Annotated in this window: 16 protein-coding genes; 4 read left to right on the top strand and 12 right to left on the bottom strand. The window is 71.8% G+C overall.

Features of this window, described 5'->3' with window-relative positions; translation table 11 throughout:
- Positions 1-35 precede the first annotated feature (35 nt).
- Positions 36-1793: a 2-oxoglutarate dehydrogenase, E2 component, dihydrolipoamide succinyltransferase gene (gene sucB / locus GC092_RS06760; protein ID WP_324014571.1), complete on the top strand. Its 1758-nt coding sequence runs from the start codon at positions 36-38 to the stop codon at positions 1791-1793.
- A gap of 45 nt (positions 1794-1838) precedes the next feature.
- On the opposite strand, the gene GC092_RS06755 is transcribed toward sucB, so the two are convergent.
- On the bottom strand, positions 1839-3089 hold the full coding sequence (locus GC092_RS06755; RefSeq protein ID WP_324014570.1) for a hypothetical protein: 1251 nt from the start codon (positions 3087-3089) through the stop codon (positions 1839-1841).
- Between the two features lie 143 nt (positions 3090-3232).
- On the opposite strand from GC092_RS06755, the gene GC092_RS06750 reads away from it, so the two are divergent.
- Positions 3233-3937, top strand: coding sequence for a DUF4191 family protein (locus GC092_RS06750; RefSeq protein WP_271172096.1), 705 nt, complete (start codon positions 3233-3235; stop codon positions 3935-3937).
- Positions 3938-3994: 57 nt separating this feature from the next.
- Here GC092_RS06750 and GC092_RS06745 read toward each other — a convergent pair whose 3' ends face one another.
- The gene (locus GC092_RS06745; protein ID WP_282977963.1) at positions 3995-4426 is read right to left on the bottom strand and encodes an RDD family protein; all 432 of its coding nucleotides are present in this window, start codon (positions 4424-4426) and stop codon (positions 3995-3997) included.
- A gap of 138 nt (positions 4427-4564) precedes the next feature.
- Here GC092_RS06745 and glnA point away from each other — a divergent pair, with 138 nt between their 5' ends.
- Together glnA and GC092_RS06735 are read left to right on the top strand one after the other, a co-directional pair.
- Complete coding sequence (gene glnA, locus GC092_RS06740) at positions 4565-5989, top strand: type I glutamate--ammonia ligase (protein ID WP_324014568.1); 1425 nt, start codon at positions 4565-4567, stop codon at positions 5987-5989.
- A 78-nt stretch (positions 5990-6067) separates the two neighbouring features.
- Complete coding sequence (locus GC092_RS06735; RefSeq protein WP_282977965.1) at positions 6068-6811, top strand: ParA family protein; 744 nt, start codon at positions 6068-6070, stop codon at positions 6809-6811.
- Positions 6812-6833: 22 nt separating this feature from the next.
- Here the strand turns inward: GC092_RS06735 and GC092_RS06730 are convergent, their stop codons facing one another.
- From GC092_RS06730 to GC092_RS06685, 10 genes are all read right to left on the bottom strand, one after another.
- A complete protein-coding gene (locus GC092_RS06730) occupies positions 6834-9839 on the bottom strand; it encodes a bifunctional [glutamine synthetase] adenylyltransferase/[glutamine synthetase]-adenylyl-L-tyrosine phosphorylase (RefSeq protein ID WP_324014566.1) in 3006 nt (1001 codons plus the stop codon).
- A 16-nt stretch (positions 9840-9855) separates the two neighbouring features.
- Positions 9856-11193, bottom strand: coding sequence for a glutamine synthetase family protein (locus GC092_RS06725; RefSeq protein WP_271172101.1), 1338 nt, complete (start codon positions 11191-11193; stop codon positions 9856-9858).
- Positions 11194-11241: 48 nt separating this feature from the next.
- Positions 11242-11469 (bottom strand): SPOR domain-containing protein, encoded by a 228-nt coding sequence (locus tag GC092_RS06720; protein ID WP_271172102.1) that lies wholly within the window; start codon positions 11467-11469, stop codon positions 11242-11244.
- Between the two features lie 9 nt (positions 11470-11478).
- Complete coding sequence (lnt, locus tag GC092_RS06715) at positions 11479-13041, bottom strand: apolipoprotein N-acyltransferase (RefSeq protein WP_324014564.1); 1563 nt, start codon at positions 13039-13041, stop codon at positions 11479-11481.
- 57 nt (positions 13042-13098) lie between these two features.
- Positions 13099-15540 (bottom strand): DEAD/DEAH box helicase, encoded by a 2442-nt coding sequence (locus GC092_RS06710; RefSeq protein ID WP_324014562.1) that lies wholly within the window; start codon positions 15538-15540, stop codon positions 13099-13101.
- 38 nt (positions 15541-15578) lie between these two features.
- Positions 15579-16394, bottom strand: coding sequence for a twin-arginine translocase subunit TatC (gene tatC, locus GC092_RS06705; protein ID WP_271172105.1), 816 nt, complete (start codon positions 16392-16394; stop codon positions 15579-15581).
- A gap of 6 nt (positions 16395-16400) precedes the next feature.
- Complete coding sequence (gene tatA / locus GC092_RS06700) at positions 16401-16661, bottom strand: Sec-independent protein translocase subunit TatA (protein ID WP_271172106.1); 261 nt, start codon at positions 16659-16661, stop codon at positions 16401-16403.
- Between the two features lie 106 nt (positions 16662-16767).
- Positions 16768-17742, bottom strand: coding sequence for a helix-turn-helix transcriptional regulator (locus tag GC092_RS06695; protein WP_324014560.1), 975 nt, complete (start codon positions 17740-17742; stop codon positions 16768-16770).
- Positions 17739-18728 carry a helix-turn-helix transcriptional regulator gene (locus tag GC092_RS06690; protein ID WP_324014559.1) on the bottom strand — a complete coding sequence of 330 codons (990 nt, stop codon included), beginning with the start codon at positions 18726-18728 and terminating at the stop codon, positions 17739-17741. Before GC092_RS06690 ends, GC092_RS06695 begins: the two co-directional genes overlap by 4 nt.
- Before the next feature lie 34 nt (positions 18729-18762).
- Positions 18763-19746, bottom strand: a complete 984-nt coding sequence (locus GC092_RS06685) for an FKBP-type peptidyl-prolyl cis-trans isomerase (protein ID WP_324014556.1) — start codon at positions 19744-19746, stop codon at positions 18763-18765.
- Positions 19747-19754: the final 8 nt, after the last annotated feature.

The following is a 19754-nucleotide window of genomic DNA, read 5'->3' as shown; positions in this document are numbered from 1 at the left end:
GACAAGAATTCGACATTCCGAAGGAGACTCCTGACATGAGCACTTCCGTCGTCCTCCCCGCTCTCGGAGAGAGCGTGACCGAGGGTACGGTCACCCGCTGGCTGAAGCAGGTCGGTGACACCGTCGCAGCGGACGAGCCGCTTCTCGAGGTGTCGACCGACAAGGTCGACACCGAGATCCCCTCGCCGGTGAGCGGCGTCCTGGAGACCATCCTCGTGCAGGAGGACGAGACGGTCGAGGTCGGTGCTGAGCTCGCCCGTGTCGGCGACGGCTCCGGCGCGGCCGAGGCTCCCGCGGCACCGGCCGCCGAGGCGGCGCCCGCCGAGGCCGCCGCCGCCCAGGCTGCCCCCGCGGAGGCTCCCGCCGCCCAGGCTGCGCCTGCCGCGGAGGCTCCCGCTGCCGCGCCCGCCGCGAGCGGCGACTCCTCCGACGTCGTGCTCCCCGAGCTGGGCGAGAGCGTGACCGAGGGCACCGTCACCCGCTGGCTCAAGCAGGTCGGCGACTCCGTCGAGGTCGACGAGCCGCTGCTGGAGATCTCCACGGACAAGGTCGACACCGAGATCCCGTCGCCGGTCGCCGGCACGGTCCAGGAGATCCTCGTCCAGGAGGACGAGACGGTCGAGGTCGGGTCGGTGCTCGCTCGCGTCGGCAGCGGAGCCCCGGCTGCTCCCGCCGCCCCGGCTGCCGCCCCCGCGGCTCCCGCCGAGGCCGAGGCGCCTGCGGCCCCCGCGGCTCCGGCGCCGGCTGCTGCGGCCCCGGCTGCTGCGGCCCCGGCTGCTCCCGCCGCCCCGGCTGCTCCCGCTCCGGCCGCTGCGCCCGCCGCCCCGGCTGCTCCGGCTGCTCCCGCCGCCCCTGCGGCGCCGGCCGCGCCCGCCGGCGAGGACGAGAAGCTCTACGTGACGCCGCTCGTGCGCCGTCTCGCGGCGCAGAACAATGTCGACCTGTCCACAGTCAAGGGCACGGGCGTCGGCGGCCGCATCCGCAAGGAGGACGTTCTGAAGGCCGCGGAGGGCGCTGCCGCCGCTCCGGCTGCCGCGCCGGCTGCCGCTGCGGCGGTCAAGCCCGAGCCGTCGCCGCTGCGCGGCACGACCGCCCCGATGTCGCGCCTGCGCAAGGTGCTGGCGTCGCGCGCCGTCGAGTCGATGCAGAAGACCGCTCAGCTGACCACGGTCGTCGAGGTCGACGTCACGAAGCTCGCCGCCTTCCGCGACGAGGTCAAGGGCACCTTCCTCGAGAAGACCGGCGACAAGCTGTCGTTCCTGCCGTTCTTCGCCCTCGCCGCCGCCGAGGCGCTGCAGGCGTACCCGATCGTCAACGCGACGGTCGACGGCGAGAACAACATCGTCTACCCGCCGACGGAGAACCTCTCCATCGCGGTCGACACCGAGCGCGGTCTCCTCACCCCGGTCGTCCGCGACGCCGGGTCGAAGAATCTCGCGCAGATCGCCCACGAGATCGCCGACCTCGCCGCGCGCACGCGCGACAACAAGCTGAAGCCGGACGAGCTCTCGGGCGGCACCTTCACCCTGACGAACACCGGATCGCGCGGCGCGCTGTTCGACACGCCGGTCGTGTTCCTGCCGCAGTCGGCGATCCTCGGCACGGGCGTCGTCTTCAAGCGCCCCGGCGTCGTGAAGGTCGACGGGGTCGAGGCCATCGGCATCCGCTCGTACGTGTACCTCGCGCTCTCGTACGACCACCGCACGATCGACGGCGCGGACGCCGCCCGCTTCCTGTCGGCGGTCAAGGCGCGCCTCGAGGCGGCGGACTTCGCGGGCGACCTCGGCATCTGAGGTCGACGCGCCCCGCGCGAAGGGGGCCGGCTGGACGCACCGCGTTCATCCGGCCCCCTTCGCCGTGTCGTAGACCTGGCGCAGGCGCCATGCGCCGTCGACCCGCTCGAGCACGACGTGCCGGGTCTCGCCGTCCACCACGGCGCGGGTGACGGCGACATCCCCGAAGTCGTCGAGAAGGGCCACGGTGGCGTCATTCGCCCCCTCGACGAGCCGCGCCGTCGCCTGCTCGGGCGTCTCGTCGTCGGCCCCTTCCGCCTCGGGGCCGTGCTCGCTCTCGGGCGCGCCCGCGGCATCCGCCGGCTCGGCAGCCGCGGCCGGCTCCTCTGCGGCGCCCGCGCCGGGCGACGCGTCCGACGGCCACAGGGCTCCGGCGAGGAGGACCGCGGCCGCGCATGCGCCTCCGACGAGAAGCGGAGCGCGACGCGAGCCCGTGCGCGCGCCGCGCGGCCGCAGACGGGCTCGGATGAGCGCCGCCCCCTCGCGCAGCCCCTCCCACGCACGCGTCGCCAGCATCCCCACGCCCGCATCGACGTGCCGGTCGATCCAGTCGCTCCAGGCTGGCATCGCCGCGCGGTCCGGCTGGTCCGCGCCCTGACGCCGTTCGGGCGTCGCTGCCGCGTCCGAGCTCTCGGCGCCGTCGTCCGCTCGGAGCAGAGGTCGCGGCGCGCAGGCGTCGAAGAGCCGCGACTCGAGCTCGGGGAGCGCGCGGTGGAGCCCGCGCGGGCGCTCGAGCGCGGTCGCGCACTCGTCGAGCGCGCGCCGCACGACGCGGTCGCCCGATGCCTCGCTCACGGTCGCCAGCACGCGCCGTGCGGAGGCCTCGGCGGCATCCCCGGCCCCGAGAGCGAGCACCGGGCGCGCCTCGTCGGTGAGCCACCACTCGCCGCTCGGCCCGTGCTCGTCCCCCGCGCGGCCCGCCCAGGCCTCCTGCACGCCGCGGAGGACGCTCACCGCAAGCGTCACGATCTCCCCGCCCGCGAGCGCCGGCCCGCGTGCGAGCCGTCCGGCGAGCCAGGTCTCCAGGCGCGCGACGCACCACGGCAGCGCGAGCGCGTGGCCATCCGGAAGCCGCACGATGTCGACGGGAGCGAGCACGTGCTGCGCGCCGGCGGCACGCCATCCGTCCCATCCTTCCGCCGCTTCGGTCCGCACGAGCTGGACCACATCGTCGCCGGCAGCCGCGAGCTCGCCCGCGAGCGGCGCGCCGGGAGGAGCCACGTGTCGGATCAGCCGATACGCGCCTGTCCCCTCGGAGATGCCCGGCTCCCCCGAGATCACGTCGTCCCACCCCATGCGCCCACTCTCGCCCGCAGGAGCCGGGAGCCGCGCGGCGGATCGCGCCGACGCGCCCGACGCGCCGTCCGGAGGCGCCTGTGCACGCGTCGTCGGCCGCTCAGCGGCACTCGGGCGCACCCGCGCGCCGGTAGGCTTGTCCCATGGCACGCAGCACTTCCGCCGAGAAGCGACCCGGCTTCTTCTCGCAGATCAGGTCACTGTTCACGTTCACCCGTGAGGCCTTCCCCTGGCTCGGCTGGCTGCTCGCCGGGATCGTGGTGCTCGGCGTCGCCCTCGGCGTCGTCGTCGGCTTCCTGCTGCAGCCGCAGTGGTGGGGCATCCTCCTCTGGGGCATCACCGGACTCATGGTGGGCGCGCTCGCTGCCATGATGACCATGACGCGCTTCTCGACGCGCGCGATGTACCGCAAGCTCGACGGCATGCCCGGCGCCAGCGGCCACGTCCTCTCGAACATGCTCGGCCGCAACTGGCGCGGCGAGGAGATGCCGGTCGGCATCAACCCCAAGACGCAGGAGGCGGTCTACCGCGCCGTGGGCCGCGGCGGCATCGTCGTCGTCGGAGAGGGCTCCAAGGGCCGGCTCACGCGCCTCATGCGCGACGAGCGGATGCGCGCCCAGCGTGTGGCGTCGGGCGTTCCGGTCCACGAGTTCTACGTCGGCCACGGCGAGGGCGAGGTGCCGATCGACCAGCTCGCGAAGACGATCAAGGCCCTGCCGAAGGCGATCGACCGCGCCACGATGGGCGCCGTGCTGCAGCGCATCGAGTCGGTGTCGCAGTCGATCACGTCGCTGCCCATCCCGAAGGGCATCGACCCGACGAAGGTCCGCTCGCAGCGGCCGCGCTGATCCTCTGACATGACGATGCCCTCGCCGCGCGGCGAGGGCATCGTCATGTCAGGGGCGTCACGCGCGCAGGAGGACCGTCCCGGCGGCCTTGTCATGCAGGCCCCGCTGGTCCTGGTCCCACACGACGGCCGGGATCACGAGCATGAGGAGCGCGGTGCGCACGATCGGCCGCCAGACGCCCGTCCACGCGCCATCCGCTCGGACCAGGCGCATCCCGACGAGCCGGTGCCCTGGGCTCCCGCCGAGCATGGGGATGAAGAGCACCTGCAGCGCCGCGAACACCATGAGCGGCGTGAACATCGTGAGACCGGCCTCGCTGGGCAGAGCGAACTGGTCGTACCCGAAGAAGGCGGATGCGATGAGGGTCGCCGCCGCGTAGTCGATCGCGAGCGCGGCGATGCGGCGGCCAGGACGGGCGATCGAGCCGGCGCCCGATGCCGGCAGGCCCAGGCTGGCCCCCGGGTGGTCGGCGTGGGTGGGGGATGTCACCCGACGAGCCTAGAGGAACCGGGCTGTGTAACATGCCGGAAACATAAGGGACATGACGAGGCAACGCCGGAGCCGTAGGTTTGCCGCGTCGTCCGTTCCACGGATTGCCCCACCCGAGATCCCACAACTGGAGCCTCAATGTTCAAAGATTCCTCCGAGGTCCTGAAGTTCATCAAGGACGAGGACGTCAAGTTCCTCGACATCCGCTTCACGGACCTTCCCGGCGTCCAGCAGCACTTCAACATCCCGGCTTCCACCGTGGACGAGGAGTTCTTCACGGTCGGCCAGCTCTTCGACGGCTCCTCGATCCGCGGGTTCGCGAACATCCACGAGTCGGACATGCAGCTCATCCCCGACGTGTCGACGGCATACCTCGACCCGTTCCGCGAGGCGAAGACGCTCGTGATGGTCTTCGACATCTACAACCCGCGCAACGGCGAGATCTACGCGAAGGACCCGCGCCAGGTCGCCAAGAAGGCCGAGAAGTACCTCGCCTCCACCGGCATCGCCGACACCGCGTACTTCGCTCCCGAGGCCGAGTTCTACATCTTCGACGACGTGCGCTACGAGGTGAAGCAGAACGCGAGCTTCTACTCGGTGGACTCCGAGGAGGGCGCGTGGAACACGGGCCGCGCCGAAGAGGGCGGCAACCTGGCCAACAAGACCCCGTACAAGGGCGGCTACTTCCCGGTGTCCCCCGTCGACAAGACGGCTGACCTCCGCGACGACATCAGCCTCAAGCTCATCGAGGCCGGCCTTGAGCTCGAGCGCGCGCACCACGAGGTGGGCACGGGCGGCCAGCAGGAGATCAACTACCGCTTCGACACCATGGTGCACGCGGCCGACGACATCCTGAAGTTCAAGTACATCGTCAAGAACACGGCCGAGGAGTGGGGCAAGGTCGCGACCTTCATGCCCAAGCCGCTCTTCGGCGACAACGGCTCCGGCATGCACACGCACCAGTCGCTGTGGGCCGACGGCAAGCCCCTCTTCTACGACGAGACCGGCTACGGCGGCCTGAGCGACATCGCCCGCTGGTACATCGGCGGCATCCTCGCGCACGCTCCCGCGGTCCTCGCGTTCACGAACCCGACGCTGAACAGCTACCACCGTCTCGTCAAGGGCTTCGAGGCTCCCGTGAACCTCGTCTACTCCGCCGGCAACCGCTCCGCGGCCATCCGCATCCCGATCACCGGCTCGAACCCGAAGGCCAAGCGCATCGAGTTCCGCGCCCCCGACGCGTCGGGCAACCCGTACCTCGCGTTCGCCGCGCAGCTCATGGCCGGCCTCGACGGCATCAAGAACCGCATCGAGCCGCACGAGCCGGTCGACAAGGACCTGTACGAGCTCCCCGCCGAGGAGGCCAAGGGCATCCCCCAGGTCCCGAACTCGCTGCAGGACTCGCTCGACGCGCTCCGCGAGGACCACGCGTTCCTCCTCGAGGGCGGCGTGTTCACGCAGGAGCTCATCGACACCTGGATCGAGTACAAGGAGGAGAACGAGATCAAGCCGCTCGCGCAGCGTCCTCACCCCTTCGAGTACGAGCTGTACTTCGGCGTCTGAGCCGCGCACAGCGATGCTGAGGAGCGCCCCGGGGACCTGTTCCCCGGGGCGCTCCCGCGTCCGTGGAAGGATGGCGCCATGAGCGACTCGCGCGTGATCGCCGTCTTCAGCACGAAGGGCGGCGTCGGGAAGACGACGACCGCCGTGAACCTCGCCTGGCAGGCCGCAGCGGACGGGCATCGCGTCCTCCTGTGGGACCTCGATCCGCAGGCGGCAGCGACGTGGCTGCTCGGTGTGCGCCAGAAGCTGCGCGGCGGCGCGGAGGCCGTCCTCTCGGGCGAGCGGTCGGCCGCCAAGGCCATCCGGGAGACGTCGGTCGACGGGGTGGACGTCCTGCCCGCCGACGCCTCCTACCGCGACCTCGACATCGCCCTGGACGCGACGAAGAAGTCGGGGTCGCGCCTCGCGCGCGTCCTGAAGCCGCTGCGCGACGACTACGACGTCGTGATCCTCGACTGCCCGCCGGGCGCATCGCTCGTCGCCGAGAACGCCCTGCGTGCGGCCGACGTCGTGCTCGCGCCGCTCGCGCCGTCGCTTCTCTCGCTGCGGTCCTTCGACCAGGTGCGCGACCTGCTCGCCGAGGACGGTCGCGACGCCGCGCTCGTGGCGTTCCTCACGATGGTCGACCGGCGCAAGCGCAGCCACCGCGACGCCGCTGACGAGCTGCCGTCGCGCGTCGCCGAGATCACCGACATCGTCGTGCCGTTCACGGTCGTCGCGGAGCGCATGGGCGAGAAGCACGCGGCGATCGGCGCCTTCGCTCCGCGCTCAGAGGCCGCGAAGGCCTACGCGGCGCTGTGGCACCGGGTCGCGCGCGCCTGACGGGCCCTCCGCCCCTCGGCCGCTAGGCGGGATCGCCGTAGAAGAGGCGCTCGAACACCTTCCGCGACCGTCGCGACGCGCGCAGCCAGTCCTCCTCGACGTCGTTCGCCGAGTACGGCGGGTACTCGAGGATGCGTCCGATGCCGTCGAGCGCGCGACGGTCCGTCGGCAGCACGTCGCTCGTGTTGCCGGAGTACAGCGTGTTCGCGGAGCGCAGGCGGGCGGCGAGCCGCCACGCCGCCGCCAGCTGCTCGGCGTCGGCCTCCGACACGAGGCCTGCCTCCCTGGCCGCCGTGAGCCCCGCGATCGTGGACGTCGTCCGCAGCTCGGGGCGCGCGTGGCCGTGCTCGAGCTGCAGCAGCTGGACGAGCCACTCGACGTCGCTCAGGCCACCCGGACCGAGCTTGAGGTGCCGGGTGCGGTCGATCCGCTGCGGCATGCGCTCGTTCTCGACACGGGCCTTGATCCGCTTGATCTCCCGCGTCGAGGCGAGGTCGATGCGCTCGGGGTACCGGATCTCGTCGGCCATCGCCATGAAGTCGCCGATGAGCTTCGCCGAGCCGGCCACGCCGCGCGCGCGGAGCAGCGCCTGCGCCTCCCACGAGAGCGACCAGCGCCGGTAGTACTCGGCGTACGCGTCGAGCGAGCGCACGATGGGGCCGCTCCTGCCCTCGGGGCGCAGCTCCGCGTCGAGATCGAGCGGCAGCCGGAAGTCCTCCGACACGCGACGCAGCTCCGACACGATCCGCGCAGCGAGGTCGTGCGCGCGCGTGGGATCGACCTGCTCGGGCCGGTACACGTAGAGCACGTCCGCGTCCGATCCGAACCCGAGCTCGGCTCCGCCGAAGCGGCCCATCCCGATGATCGCGAAGTCGAGCGAGTCGTCCTCCGGCGGCACGACGTCCCGCCGCACGGCACGCAGCGTCGCCTGGATCGTGACCTCCGTGATGGTGGTCAGCGCGTCGCCCAGCTCCTCGATCGTGATCGCGCCGAGCACCGCGCCCATGGCGGTTCGCAGCATCTCGCGACGGCGGAGGGCGCGCACGGCGGCCATCGCCTCCTCGAGCCCCGCATGGCGGTCCTGGATGGCGCGCGCCTCCGCCCGCAGGACGTCGCCGGCTCGCGGGCGGAGGCGCTCCTGATCGTCGAGCCACGCGACCGACTCGGGGATCCACTCCATGAGATCGCCGATGTACCGCGACCCCGACAGCATCTTCGTGAGCCCCTCGGCGGCACCCGTCGAGTCGCGGAGCATGCGCAGGAACCACGGGGTGTCGCCGAGGCGCTCGCTGATGCGCCGGTACGAGACGAGGCCGTGGTCGGGGTCGACGCCGTCCGCGAACCAGCGGAGCATGACCGGCATGAGGTGGCGCTGGATGGTCGCCTTCCGGCTGAGACCCGAGGTGAGCGCGCGGATGTGCCGCAGCGCGCCGCCCGGGTCGCGGAGGCCGATCGCGGCGAGGCGGGCGTGCGCCTCGTCGGCCGTGAGGCTGCGCTGATCCTCGGGGAGCGCCGCGACCGCGGACAGAAGCGGACGGTAGAACAGGCGCACGTGCACGTCGCGCACCTCGCGCTTGATGCGCTCCCAGAGGCGCTGGACCCCCTCCCCCGTGTCGGCGAGTCCGCTCGCGCGCGCGAGCACGCGCAGGCCCTCGTCCGTGCGCGGCATGAGGTGCGTGCGCGTGAGGCCGATCAGCTGGAGACGGTGCTCGAGCAGCCGGAGCATGCGGTAGTCGCGCGCGAACGTCGCGGCGTCCTGTCGCCCGATGTACCCCTCGGCGACCAGCGCGTCGAGGGCGTCGAGCGTTCCCGCGATGCGGATCGTCGTGTCGGCGACACCGTGGACGAGCTGGATGAGCTGGACCGTGAACTCGACGTCCCGGATGCCGCCGGGGCCGAGCTTCAGCTGGTAGGGGACGTCAGCGGGCGGGATGTGCTCCATGACGCGCTCGCGCATCCCCTGCACGCTGTCGACGAAGTTCTCCCGCCCCGCGCTCGCCCAGACCTTGGGCTGCGTCCCCGCGACGTACGCGGCGCCCAGGTCGCGGTCTCCCGCGAGCGGACGCGCCTTGAGGAGGGCCTGGAACTCCCACGAGTGCGCCCATCGATCGTAGTAGGCGAGGTGCGAGGCGAGGCTGCGCACGAGCGCGCCCTGCTTGCCCTCGGGGCGGAGATTCGCGTCGACCTCCCACAGCGGGGGCTCGACCTCCATCTCCGAGATCCCGCGCATCGTCTGGACCGCGAGGCGGTGCGCGATGTCGAGGGCCCGCGCCTCCGAGATCTCGGCGTCGTCGGCGACTCCCCCGACGAAGATGACGTCGACGTCGGAGACGTAGTTGAGCTCGCGCGCCCCCGCCTTCCCCATCCCGATCACGGCCAGGCGCGTCTGCGCGACCTCGCCGCGCGGGAAGAGGCCTGCCCCGGCCGCGCCCGTCGCCGCGCGCACACGTGCGACCGCGAGAGACGCCTCGAGAGCGGCGCCCGCGGCGTCGGCGAGCGCCGCCGAGACATCCCTCACGGCGTCGACCGGGTCCTCGGAGAGCAGGTCGTAGGCCGCGATGCGCGCGAGCTGCTCGCGGTAGGCGACGCGCAGCGCCACCCACGCCGACTCGTCGGCGGTCGCGGCGAAGCCGTCCTCCGCGCCGACCGCGCCGAGCAGGGCGCCGCGCAGCGCAGCATCGTCCGGGAGCACGTCGCCCGCGTCGACGAGCGCCGGGAACGACCCGGGCCGTCGCAGGTAGAAGTCGGCGAAGCCGCGGGACGCCCCGAGCAGACGCCACGCGACGGCCCTGCCGTGCGGATCCGCGAGAGTGGCGGCGACCTCCTCGGGTGCTCGACGGGCGATCCGGAGGAGGCCGTCCAGCGCCTCGTCCGGATCGGCTGCGCCGCCCGCATGCTCGAGCACCGCCTCACGCGGCAGACCCGCGAGCTGCGACAGCTCCGAGATCTCCGCGTCGGCGCGCTCGAGACGGCTGAACCCCATCCGCGCGAGCCCGGTCAGACCGGTGGCGCGGCTGCCCGTCGTCATCGCGATGCGCCCGGCGTCAGATGACGTCGAGCGTCGACTTCAGCTCGTACTGCGTCACCTGCGCGCGGTACGCGTCGTACTCGCGGCGCTTGTTCGCGAGCACGTAGCGGAACACCTGCTCGCCGAGCGTCTCGGCGACGAGCTCGCTGTCCTCCATGAGCTTGATCGCGTCGTACATGCTCGTCGGGAGCGACTGGTACCCGAGGGCGCGGCGCTCGGCGCTCGAGAGCGCGCCCACGTTGTCCTCGGCCTCGGGAGCGAGCTCGTACTCCTCCTGGATGCCCTTGAGGCCCGCGGCGAGCATGAGCGAGTACGCGAGGTACGGGTTCGCCGCGGAGTCGATCGCGCGGTACTCGACGCGCGCCGAGCCGCCCTTGCCGGGCTTGTAGAGCGGCACGCGGATGAGCGCCGACCGGTTGTTGTGCCCCCATGTGACGTAGCTCGGCGCCTCGTCCCCGCCCCACAGGCGCTTGTACGAGTTGACGAACTGGTTCGTGACGAGAGCGATCTCGTTCGCGTGGCGCATGAGACCCGCGATGAACTGTCGCCCGACCCGGGAGAGCTGGTACTGCGCGCCCTCCTCGAAGAACGCGTTCACGTCGCCCTCGAAGAGCGACATGTGGGTGTGCATGCCGCTGCCCGGCTCGCCCGCGAGCGGCTTGGGCATGAAGGTCGCGTGCACGCCCTCCTCGATCGCGACCTCCTTGACGACCGTGCGGAAGGTCATGATGTTGTCCGCCATCGTCAGCGCGTCGGCGTAGCGCAGGTCGATCTCGTTCTGCCCGGGGCCGACCTCGTGGTGGCTGTACTCGACCGAGATCCCGAGGTCCTCGAGCATGCGCACCGCACGGCGGCGGAAGTCGTGCGCCGTTCCGCCGGGCACGTTGTCGAAGTAGCCGGCCCGGTCGACGGGCTCAGGGCCCTCGGCGCCGAAGCTGCTCGACTTGAGGAGGTAGAACTCGATCTCCGGGTGCGTGTAGAACGTGAAGCCCGCATCGGCAGCCTTCGCGAGCGTGCGCTTCAGGACGTTGCGCGGCTCAGCGGGAGCGGGCTGGCCGTCGGGCGTCGTGATGTCGCAGAACATGCGCGCCGTCGGGTCGACCTCGCCGCGCCACGGCAGGATCTGGAACGTCGACGGATCCGGGAACGCGAGGAGATCCGACTCGTACGAGCGGGTCAGGCCCTCGATCGCGGAGCCGTCGAAGCCGATGCCCTCCCGGAAGGCGCCCTCCACCTCGGCCGGCGCGATCGCGACCGACTTCAGGGTGCCGAGCACATCGGTGAACCACAGGCGCACGAACTTGACGCCGCGCTCCTCGATCGTGCGGAGCACGAAGTCCCTCTGCTTGTCCATCGGATCCTCTCTGCGACCTGACGTCCGCTCGCGCGGCGCGTTCTCAGACTACTGGTCCGCCGAGCCGTCTCGACGCGCCGACCAGTCGTCCTCGCGCGCGTCCTCCTCGGCCCATGCGCGCGAGCGCGCTTCGAGCACCTCGGGAGCCTTCGCTGCCTCCTCGGCGGTGTCGAACGGGCCTGCCCGGTCGACGGCCGGCGAGACGAGGCCGAACTCCACCTCGCCCGTGCGCAGGTTGTACCAGTACTTCTTCTCGGGGTCGTCGTCGAAGCTCATGTCCCGATCCTAGGCACGTCGGCGACGGCGGGCCAGGAGCCCGGCCGCGGCGACGAGGACGAGCCCGAACGCCATGGCGCCCTGCACCCACGGCCCCACGACGACGCCGGCCGTCGTGCCCTCGCGCAGCTCGACATCGGCGATCATCGCCCCCGCCTCGTCGATCGGCAGCGCGTCGACCACCGAGCCGTCGGCCGCGATGATCTGGCTCGTGCCCGTCGTCGACAGGTTCACGACGCTCCGGCCCGTCTCGATCGCGCGCATGCGCGCGAACGCGAGCTGCTGCAGATTCTCGTCGGTCCCCCGGAAGTCGGCGTTGTTCGTCTGGAACATGAACACCTCGGCGCCGTCTGCGATGCCCTCCGCGATGAGGGAGTCCGAGATCACGTCGAAGCAGATCGCGAGGCCGATGCCCACGCCGCCGACGTCGAACACCGGCGAGTCGTCACCGGGGGTGTACTCCCGCTGGATGAGCCCGATGAGGTCGGGGGCGAGTGCCTCGAAGAGCGGTCGGTCGGGCACGTACTCCCCGAACGGCACCGGATGGCGCTTGGAGTGCAGCTGCGTCGCGCCATCCTCGGTCCACAGCATCGACGTGTTGTAGATCGGGTCGTCGCCCGAGGTGGGATCTCCCCCGCGGGCGGACGCGGCGTTCATGAGCAGCGGCGCATCGAGCGCACCCACGACGGTGTCGAGATAGAGCGCGGTCGTCTCGTTGTAGAGGGGGTCGCTGTCGACGCCGCCCTCGGGCCACAGCACGACGTCGACATCGGCGTCCCGCAGCGGCTCCGACGCCGTGATCTGCGCGTTCAGCACGTCATACGGCTCCCGTGCGTCGAGATAGGCGGCCGGGCCGTTCCCCTGCACGGCCCCGACCGAGATCTCCCCCGCGGGCGCGGTCGGGAACGGCGGGACGAGCATGAGCACACCGAGCAGCGCAGCGGGCGCGACGAGGGCCAGCACGCGCCGGCCCGCGCGATGAGCCGAGCGCGCCATCCGCACGGCCTCGATCGCGAGGGCGCACACGAGGACGATGACGAAGGTGATCCCGCTCACGCCGATCCACGACGACAGCGGCGCGAGCGGGCTCTCGGACTGGCTCATGCCGACGCGCCCCCACGCGAATCCCCCGTACGGCCACGAGCCGAGGGTCGCCTCGCGCCACGTCCACAGCATGGCGACGGCGACGGGCAGCACGACGAGGCGGACGGCCCCGGCGCGCGACGCGCGCGGGAGCCATCGGTAGGCGAGGGCGAGCGGGATGGCGCCGATCGCCATGAGCGCGGCCTCCACGACGGCGAGCGCGACCCACGGCACCCAGGCGAACGGGTTGTCGCCGAGGAACCCCGCGGCCCACGAGACGTGCGGCAGGTAGAACGCGAGCGCGAAGACGAAGCCCACGAGCAGCGCCGAGGCGATGCGGCGTCCGACGAGGGACGCGAGCGACAGGGCGACGGCGGGGAACGCGAGCGGCCAGATCCCGACCGCGGGGAAGGCGGCGTCGAGGGCGAGCCCGCCCGCGGCCGCCGCGACGGCCGCCGCCCACAGCGGCAGCAGGGGGCGTTCGGGCATAGGCGACAGCCTATTGCCCGCGCCTCGGCGACTGCCTGGACGAGGCGCGGGCCGCGCTCACACGGAGCTGTAGGCCACGATGCCCCGTCGCACGGCGTCGAGCGCGGTCCGCGCAGTGCGCGCGAGATCGCCCTCCGCGACGATCGACAGCTGGTCGAGCAGGTCGATCGTCTGCTTGGCCCAGCGCACGAAGTCGCCTGCCGCCATGTCGGCGGCCGTCAGCACCCGATCGAGGGCCTGGCCGCGCGCCCACATGTGCATGGCGGTCGCGAGCGCGGTCGCGGGCGGGTTCGATCCCGGCAGCCCGTGATCGCGCTCGAGGTCGTCGAGTCGGCTCCAGAGCTCCTCGGTCGCGGCGAGGGCCTCCCGGAAGGCTCCCCGTGGCAGGCCGTGCGCCTCGGGCGCCTCGTCGCGCCGCGGCTCGTAGACGAGCGCACAGGCGAGGGACGCGAGGCCCGCGGCGTCGAGCCGGCTCCAGAGCCCCTGCCGGAGCGACTCCGCCACGAGCAGGTCGCGCTCGCCGTAGATCCGCCGCATCCTGCGGCCGGCGGCGGTCAGCGCGAGGCCGGCCTCGCCCGGCTCGACGTACTCGAGCTCCGCGAGCACGTCGAGGATGCGGTCGAACTGGCGCGCGACGCTCCCCGTGCGCCCCTCGATCTGACGACGAAGCTTCGTGACGTCGCGACGCAGTCGCCAGAACCGCTCGCCCCAGCGCGCGTGCTTCTCCCGGTCGGGGCACTGGTGGCAGGGGTGCCGCAGCATGCGCTTGCGCAGACTCTGGATGCGGTCCAGGCGCTGCTGACGCCGAGCGCGCGACGCGCTCACGTCCTTGCGGTCGGCCTTCTCGAGGTCGCTGAGCTCGCGCCGGATCCCCGCGTACTCGGCGAAGTCGCCGCGATCGCACGCCATGGCCTTCTCGTATCCGGCGAGGGACTCCTCGGCCTCCTTGACCTGCCGTGCGAGGCCCACAACGGCGCGGTCGGCCTGGAACTGGGCGAAGGACGACTCCAGGATCTCCCGTGCGCGCTCCTTGCCGAACTGGTCGATGAGGTTGACCGCCATGTTGTACGTGGGGCGGAAGCTCGAGTTGAGCGGATACGTGCGCCGCGACGCGAGCGACGCCACCGCCTGCGGGTCGAGTCCGTCGGTCCACTGCACGACCGCGTGGCCCTCCACATCGATCCCGCGGCGGCCCGCCCTGCCCGTCAGCTGGGTGTACTCCCCCGACGTGATCGGCACGCGGGCCTCGCCGTTGAACTTCTCGAGCTTCTCGAGCACGACCGTGCGCGCGGGCATGTTGATGCCGAGCGCGAGCGTCTCCGTCGCGAAGACGGCCTTCACGAGCTTGCGCTGGAAGAGCTCCTCGACGACCTCCTTGAAGGCCGGCAGGAGGCCCGCGTGGTGCGCCGCGACCCCGCGCTCGAGATCCTCGCGCCACTCCCAGAACCCGAGGACCCCGAGGTCCTCGTCGGGCAGGCTGGCCATCCGCTTGTCCACGATGCGCCGGATCTCGGCGCGCTCGTCCTGCGTCGTGAGCCGCACGCCCGATCGGCGCACCTGCTGCACCGCCTGGTCGCAGCCCATCCGGCTGAAGATGAAGAAGATGGCGGGGAGCAGGTTCTGGCGCCCGAGCAGCTCGATCACCTGCGGCCGGTCGATCCGCTCCATGCGCCCGGCGGGCCCCGGCCGCCGGTACGACGGCCGCCGACCGCGGCGCCGCTTGTCGAAGAAGTCCTCGTTGGCCCGATGGCTCTGCGCGAACGACGAGCGCACGCGCATGAGCTCCTGGTTGACCTGCGCGGCCGCGGCACCCGCCCTCTCGTCGAACAGCGGCAGGAGGTCGCCGCGCACGAGGACGTGCTGCTCGAGCGGAACGGGCCGCGTCTCGGACACGATGACCTCGGTGTCGCCGCGCACGGTGTCGAGCCAGTCGCCGAACTCCTCCGCGTTCGACACGGTCGCGCTGAGGGAGACGAGCCGCACGCCCTGCGGGAGGTGGATGATGACCTCCTCCCACACCGCGCCGCGGAACCGGTCGGCGAGATAGTGCACCTCGTCCATCACGACGTAGCGGAGCCCGCGCAGCGCCGAGGAGCCGGCGTAGATCATGTTGCGGAGCACCTCGGTCGTCATCACGACCACGCGCGCGTGCGCGTTGATGTTCGTGTCGCCCGTGAGCAGGCCGACCTCGTCCTCGCCGTAGACCTGCTGCAGCTCGCGGAACTTCTGGTTCGACAGCGCCTTCATGGGCGTCGTGTAGAAGGCCTTCTCCCCCGGCGTCCGCATCGCGAGGTGCACGGCGAACTCGCCGACGATGGTCTTGCCCGCGCCCGTGGGCGCGGCGACCAGCACGCTGCGCCCGTCTTCGAGCGCCTGGCAGCCCGCCACCTGGAACGGGTCGAGCTCGAAGCGCTGCGCCTCAGCGAAGGCCGTCGTGATCGGGTGCCGACGGCTCTCGCGGGCTGCGGCGTAGCTTTCGGATGGGCTCAGGCCGCTCATGCTCGAAGACTATCGCGCGCGCATGCGGCTGGCGCCGCTCACACCTCGGGGTCGACGAACATCTCCGGATGGCGCTTGCGCTTGCGCCGGTCGAACAGCATCGACAGGAGCCCCGCGAGCACGTACAGGACGATGAGGATGCCCGCGAGCAGGAGCATGGACGTGATGTCGGCCGCGGGCGTCGAGATCGCGGCGAACGCGGTCGCCACGACCACCGCCACCCGCCATCCCTTGAGGATGGCCTTGCCCGTGATGATTCCCGCGAGATTGAGCGCCACGAGGAACACGGGGCTCACGAACGCGACGCCCAGGACGAGCAGGAGCTTGAAGACGAAGTCGTAGTAGTAGTCGTACTTGTAGAACTGCGCACCCGCCTCGGGCACGAAGGACGCCATCAGCTCGATGATGTGGGGCATGATGACGAGGCCCACGTAGCAGCCCGCGAAGAAGAGCGGGATCGCCGTGGCCATGAAGCCGACCGTGTAGCGGACCTCCTTGCGCGTGAGGCCCGGCATGATGAACGCCCAGATCTGCCACAGCCAGACCGGCGCCGACATGAGCAGACCGAGCGCGAACGCGATGCGCATGCGCATGTCGAACCCCGCCGTGACGGAGTCGAAGTTCAGTTGCGCGAAGTCGTCTCCCCGCCTCTCAGCGACCAGCGCGATCGGCTGTGTGAGGAGGTGGATGACGGGATCGGTGATGAGGAAGGCCACCACCATGCCGACGACGAGCGCGGCGGCCGCGATCATGAGCCGCTTGCGCAGCTCGAGCAGATGCGCCGCGAGGGTCATCTTGCGGTCGCGGTACGGCCCGTCCTCCGGCATGGCGACCTCCGTGTCGGTCGTCGCCATGCGCGGCTAGCTCTGCGGCGTGCTGCCGGCGGAGCCATCCGCCTTCGGCCGCTCGACGGTCTCGCCGTTCAGCGTGTACCCCGGCTCGGCGGCCTTCTTCGTGTCGTCCTCCCCGCTCTCCTCCTTCATCTGCTTCATCTCGCCCTTGAAGACGCGCGCCGACTGGCCGACGCTCTTGGCGAGGGCAGGGAGACGTGCCGCGCCGAAGAGGAGGAGGATGACGGCCAGCAGGATGAGCAGGTGCCAGCCGTTGAGATTGCCGAGCATGAGGGGTCTCCATCGATCGGAAGTCTGGGTTCGAGGCGATTCTAGCCCGTCGACCCGACGCGCCGAGGTCGGCCCGGCGATCGGAAACTGTTTTCCTCGAGGACGCTCAGCTGACTCCGTACAGCGCGAGCCCCGCGCGGGCCCACTCGGCTGCCGCGCGGCGCGCCTGCGGCGGCGACACGATCTCGAGCCGCCCGCCGAGCCGGGCGGCGAGTCGGCGCAGCGTCTGCGCGTCCGCGATGCGGATGCGGGCGGTCGCGGTGCCGCCCTCCTCGGACACCTCGGCGTGCCTGAGGTAGTCGCCGAGGAGCGCAGCGGCATCCGCGGGGTACCGCACGACCGCGATCTGATCGCCGTCGACCTGCCCGAAGCCCGCCTCCCCCGCGCGCTCGTCGCGATGCTCGATCGGGATGTCGGTCAGGCGCGCCTCGCTCACTCGGTCGAGATGGAACGTCCGCACCGCGCGCCGCAGGTGGCACCACCCCTGGAGGTACCACTGCCCGTTCGTGATGAGGACGCTCATGGGGTCGACGGTGCGCGTCGTCGGCCCGGCGTCAGGTGCGCGGTAGGTGAACGACAGCGCGACCCGCACCGTGAGCGCGCGCGAGACGAGCGATCGCACCTCGTCGACCGGCTCGGGCGCGACGACGAGCTCGGCGGGTGCTCCCGACGCACCGCGCGCGAGCTTCTCGACGAGGCGGGCGTACACCTCGGTGTCGGCGACCCCGGGGATGCCGCGGGCGAGCTGCAGACCCGCGAGCAGCGCGGCGGCCTCGCGCGCGGTGAGCCGCGGCGCGCGGTCGAGCGCGACCTTCTCCTTGATGAGGATGACGTCGTGCTCCTCGAGGAGGTCCCAGTCGATGTCGAACATCTCGTTCGGCATCTGGTACCAGCCGTCCTCGCCGGGGAGTCCGATGAGCGGCAGGCGCCGCACGAGCCGGCGCATCTGCGCCGGCGTCACGTCGAACTCGGCCGCCGCGTCGTCGACGGACACCTCGCCGCGCTCGAACAGGAACGGCACGAGCGTCAGGAGGATGCGGACCTGGTCGCTCGCGAGGAGGTTCGGTCGCTGGACGGTCATCGGGCCTCCCCCTCGTGCAGCGCGGCGACCGCGCGCAGGCGCTCGATGACGGCCTCGCGCAGGTCCGCGGGCTCCACGACGCGCACCTCGGGACCGTACGAGGCGAGCTCGTCGGCGAAGATGTGCCGGTCGACGTAGGGGACGCGGTAGCCCTGCACGGCGGGCTCCGCGCGGCGCAGCAGGCGGAGGGCGCCCTCGCTGCCCGGCGTCACCTCGACGAGCGCGCGCTGCCTCGCCGCGACCTCCTCGAGCCCGGACAGGGCGCGCTCGCCCGCTCCCTCGCGTGCGGATCGGTCGAAGGTCTCCGCCGTCGTCTCGGCGTCGCCCGTGATGCGGCTGAGGAGGAACGTCCGGTCCGCGTCCGCGTCGAGGTCGCGGCCGTAGACGTGCCAGCGCCCCTCGTACTCGACGAGCGCGAGGGGTGCCAGCCGCCGGCGGCGTGCGCGCTCCTCCCCCGGCTTGAGGTACGCGAACGTCACGGTGCGGGATGCCTCGATGGCCGACTGGAGCGGCGCGAACGCGGGCTCGTGCGCCGTGAGCCGTGGCGCGAAGCCGAGGATCGGCTCATCCACGTCGATGCCGAGCGCGCGGATCTTCCGCAGCCCGGAGCGCGCCTCGGCCGACAGCGATCCCGAGCTCCACACCTCGCCGGCGAGGCTCAGCACGGCGAGCTCCGACGGCGAGAACGAGATGTCCTCGGGGAGGTGGTACTCCGACTTCGGGATGCGGTACCGGGCGTCGCGGAGGTCGTTCGGGTCCGTGCTCGAGGGGATGGTCTCGAGGGGAACACCGAGCGCGCGGAGGTCGTCCTTGTCGCGCTCGAACATCTTGTCGAGCGCGTCGGACCGCGCGCCGGCGCGCTGCCGGTACCCCGACACGCTGTCGAGGATCTGCTGCTTCGTGAGGCCGATCTCGGTCGCCACGAGGGCGACCACGAGATTCATCAGTCGCTCTTCCGCTGGGATCCGCTCGGCCACGAGAGCCATCCTAGGGATCCCCGCGGGGCGAGGGGCGCACCCGCTACGGGGTGGGCGCGTCCTGCACGCCGAGGATGTCCACGACGAACACGAGCGTCGCGCCGCCGGGGATCGTCCCCTGGCCCTCGTCGCCGTATCCGAGCTCCGGGGGCACGACGATCATGACCTGCGAGCCGATCGTCTGGCCCACGAGGCCCTTCGTGAAGCCCTCGATGACGCCGTCGAGCGGGAACGGGACGGGCGATCCGTTCTCCCACGACGAGTCGAAGACCGTCTTCTCGTCCCACAGGACGCCCGTGTAGTGCACGAGCGGCGTGTCGTCGGCGGTCAGCTTCTCGCCGTCGCCCTTGATGAGCGTCTGGACGACGAGCTCCTCGGGCGCGGGCGCGTCGGGGACGACGATGCCCGGGCGTCCGTCGGGATCGCGCACGACGCTCGGCAGGCCGAACCCGTCGTTGTACTGGAGCGTCCCCGAGGCGGCTGCCGGGTAGACCTTCCGCACGTCGACCACCGCGACGATCGAGCCCTCCTGCGGGAAGCCCGCCTGGGCGTACGTCTGCCGCGCCTCGGGGGCCACGTCGTCCTCGGCGAGCGCGGCGATCACGCGCGAGCCCTCGGTCGCGCATTCGAGCGCGTCCTCGAGGCCCGGGAACTGCGTGGTCCACTGCGACAGGGCGCCGACGCTCGAGAGGTCGCCCGAGTACGACGTGCCGATGATCATCTCGCCGGTCGTGCCGTCGTAGAGGGTCATGTCGAGCACACCGGCCTGGTCCATCGTCGCGATGGCGGGGCCGTCGCCCACCTCGACGTCGGCATACGCCGTCTCGTCGACGTGGAACGGCGACCGCATGTCGACCTGCGGCGCCTCGTCGAGTGCTCCGTCGACCTGGACGAGGTCGGGAAGCGTCGGGTCGGCGCCCTCTGCACGGTCGCACGACGATGCGCCGGATCCTCCGACGGGGCTGCAGCCGGCCAGGGCGAGCGTGGTCAGGGCGGCGACGGAGAGGAGAGCGGGGGTCTTGCGCACGGGCATCA

The sequence above is a fragment of the Microbacterium sp. JZ37 genome, assembly GCF_035188445.1.
Taxonomy (GTDB): Bacteria; Actinomycetota; Actinomycetes; order Actinomycetales; family Microbacteriaceae; genus Microbacterium; species Microbacterium barkeri.
The sequence above is the reverse complement of the archived record's forward strand: the minus strand, read 5'-3'. Positions and strand labels throughout refer to the sequence as shown.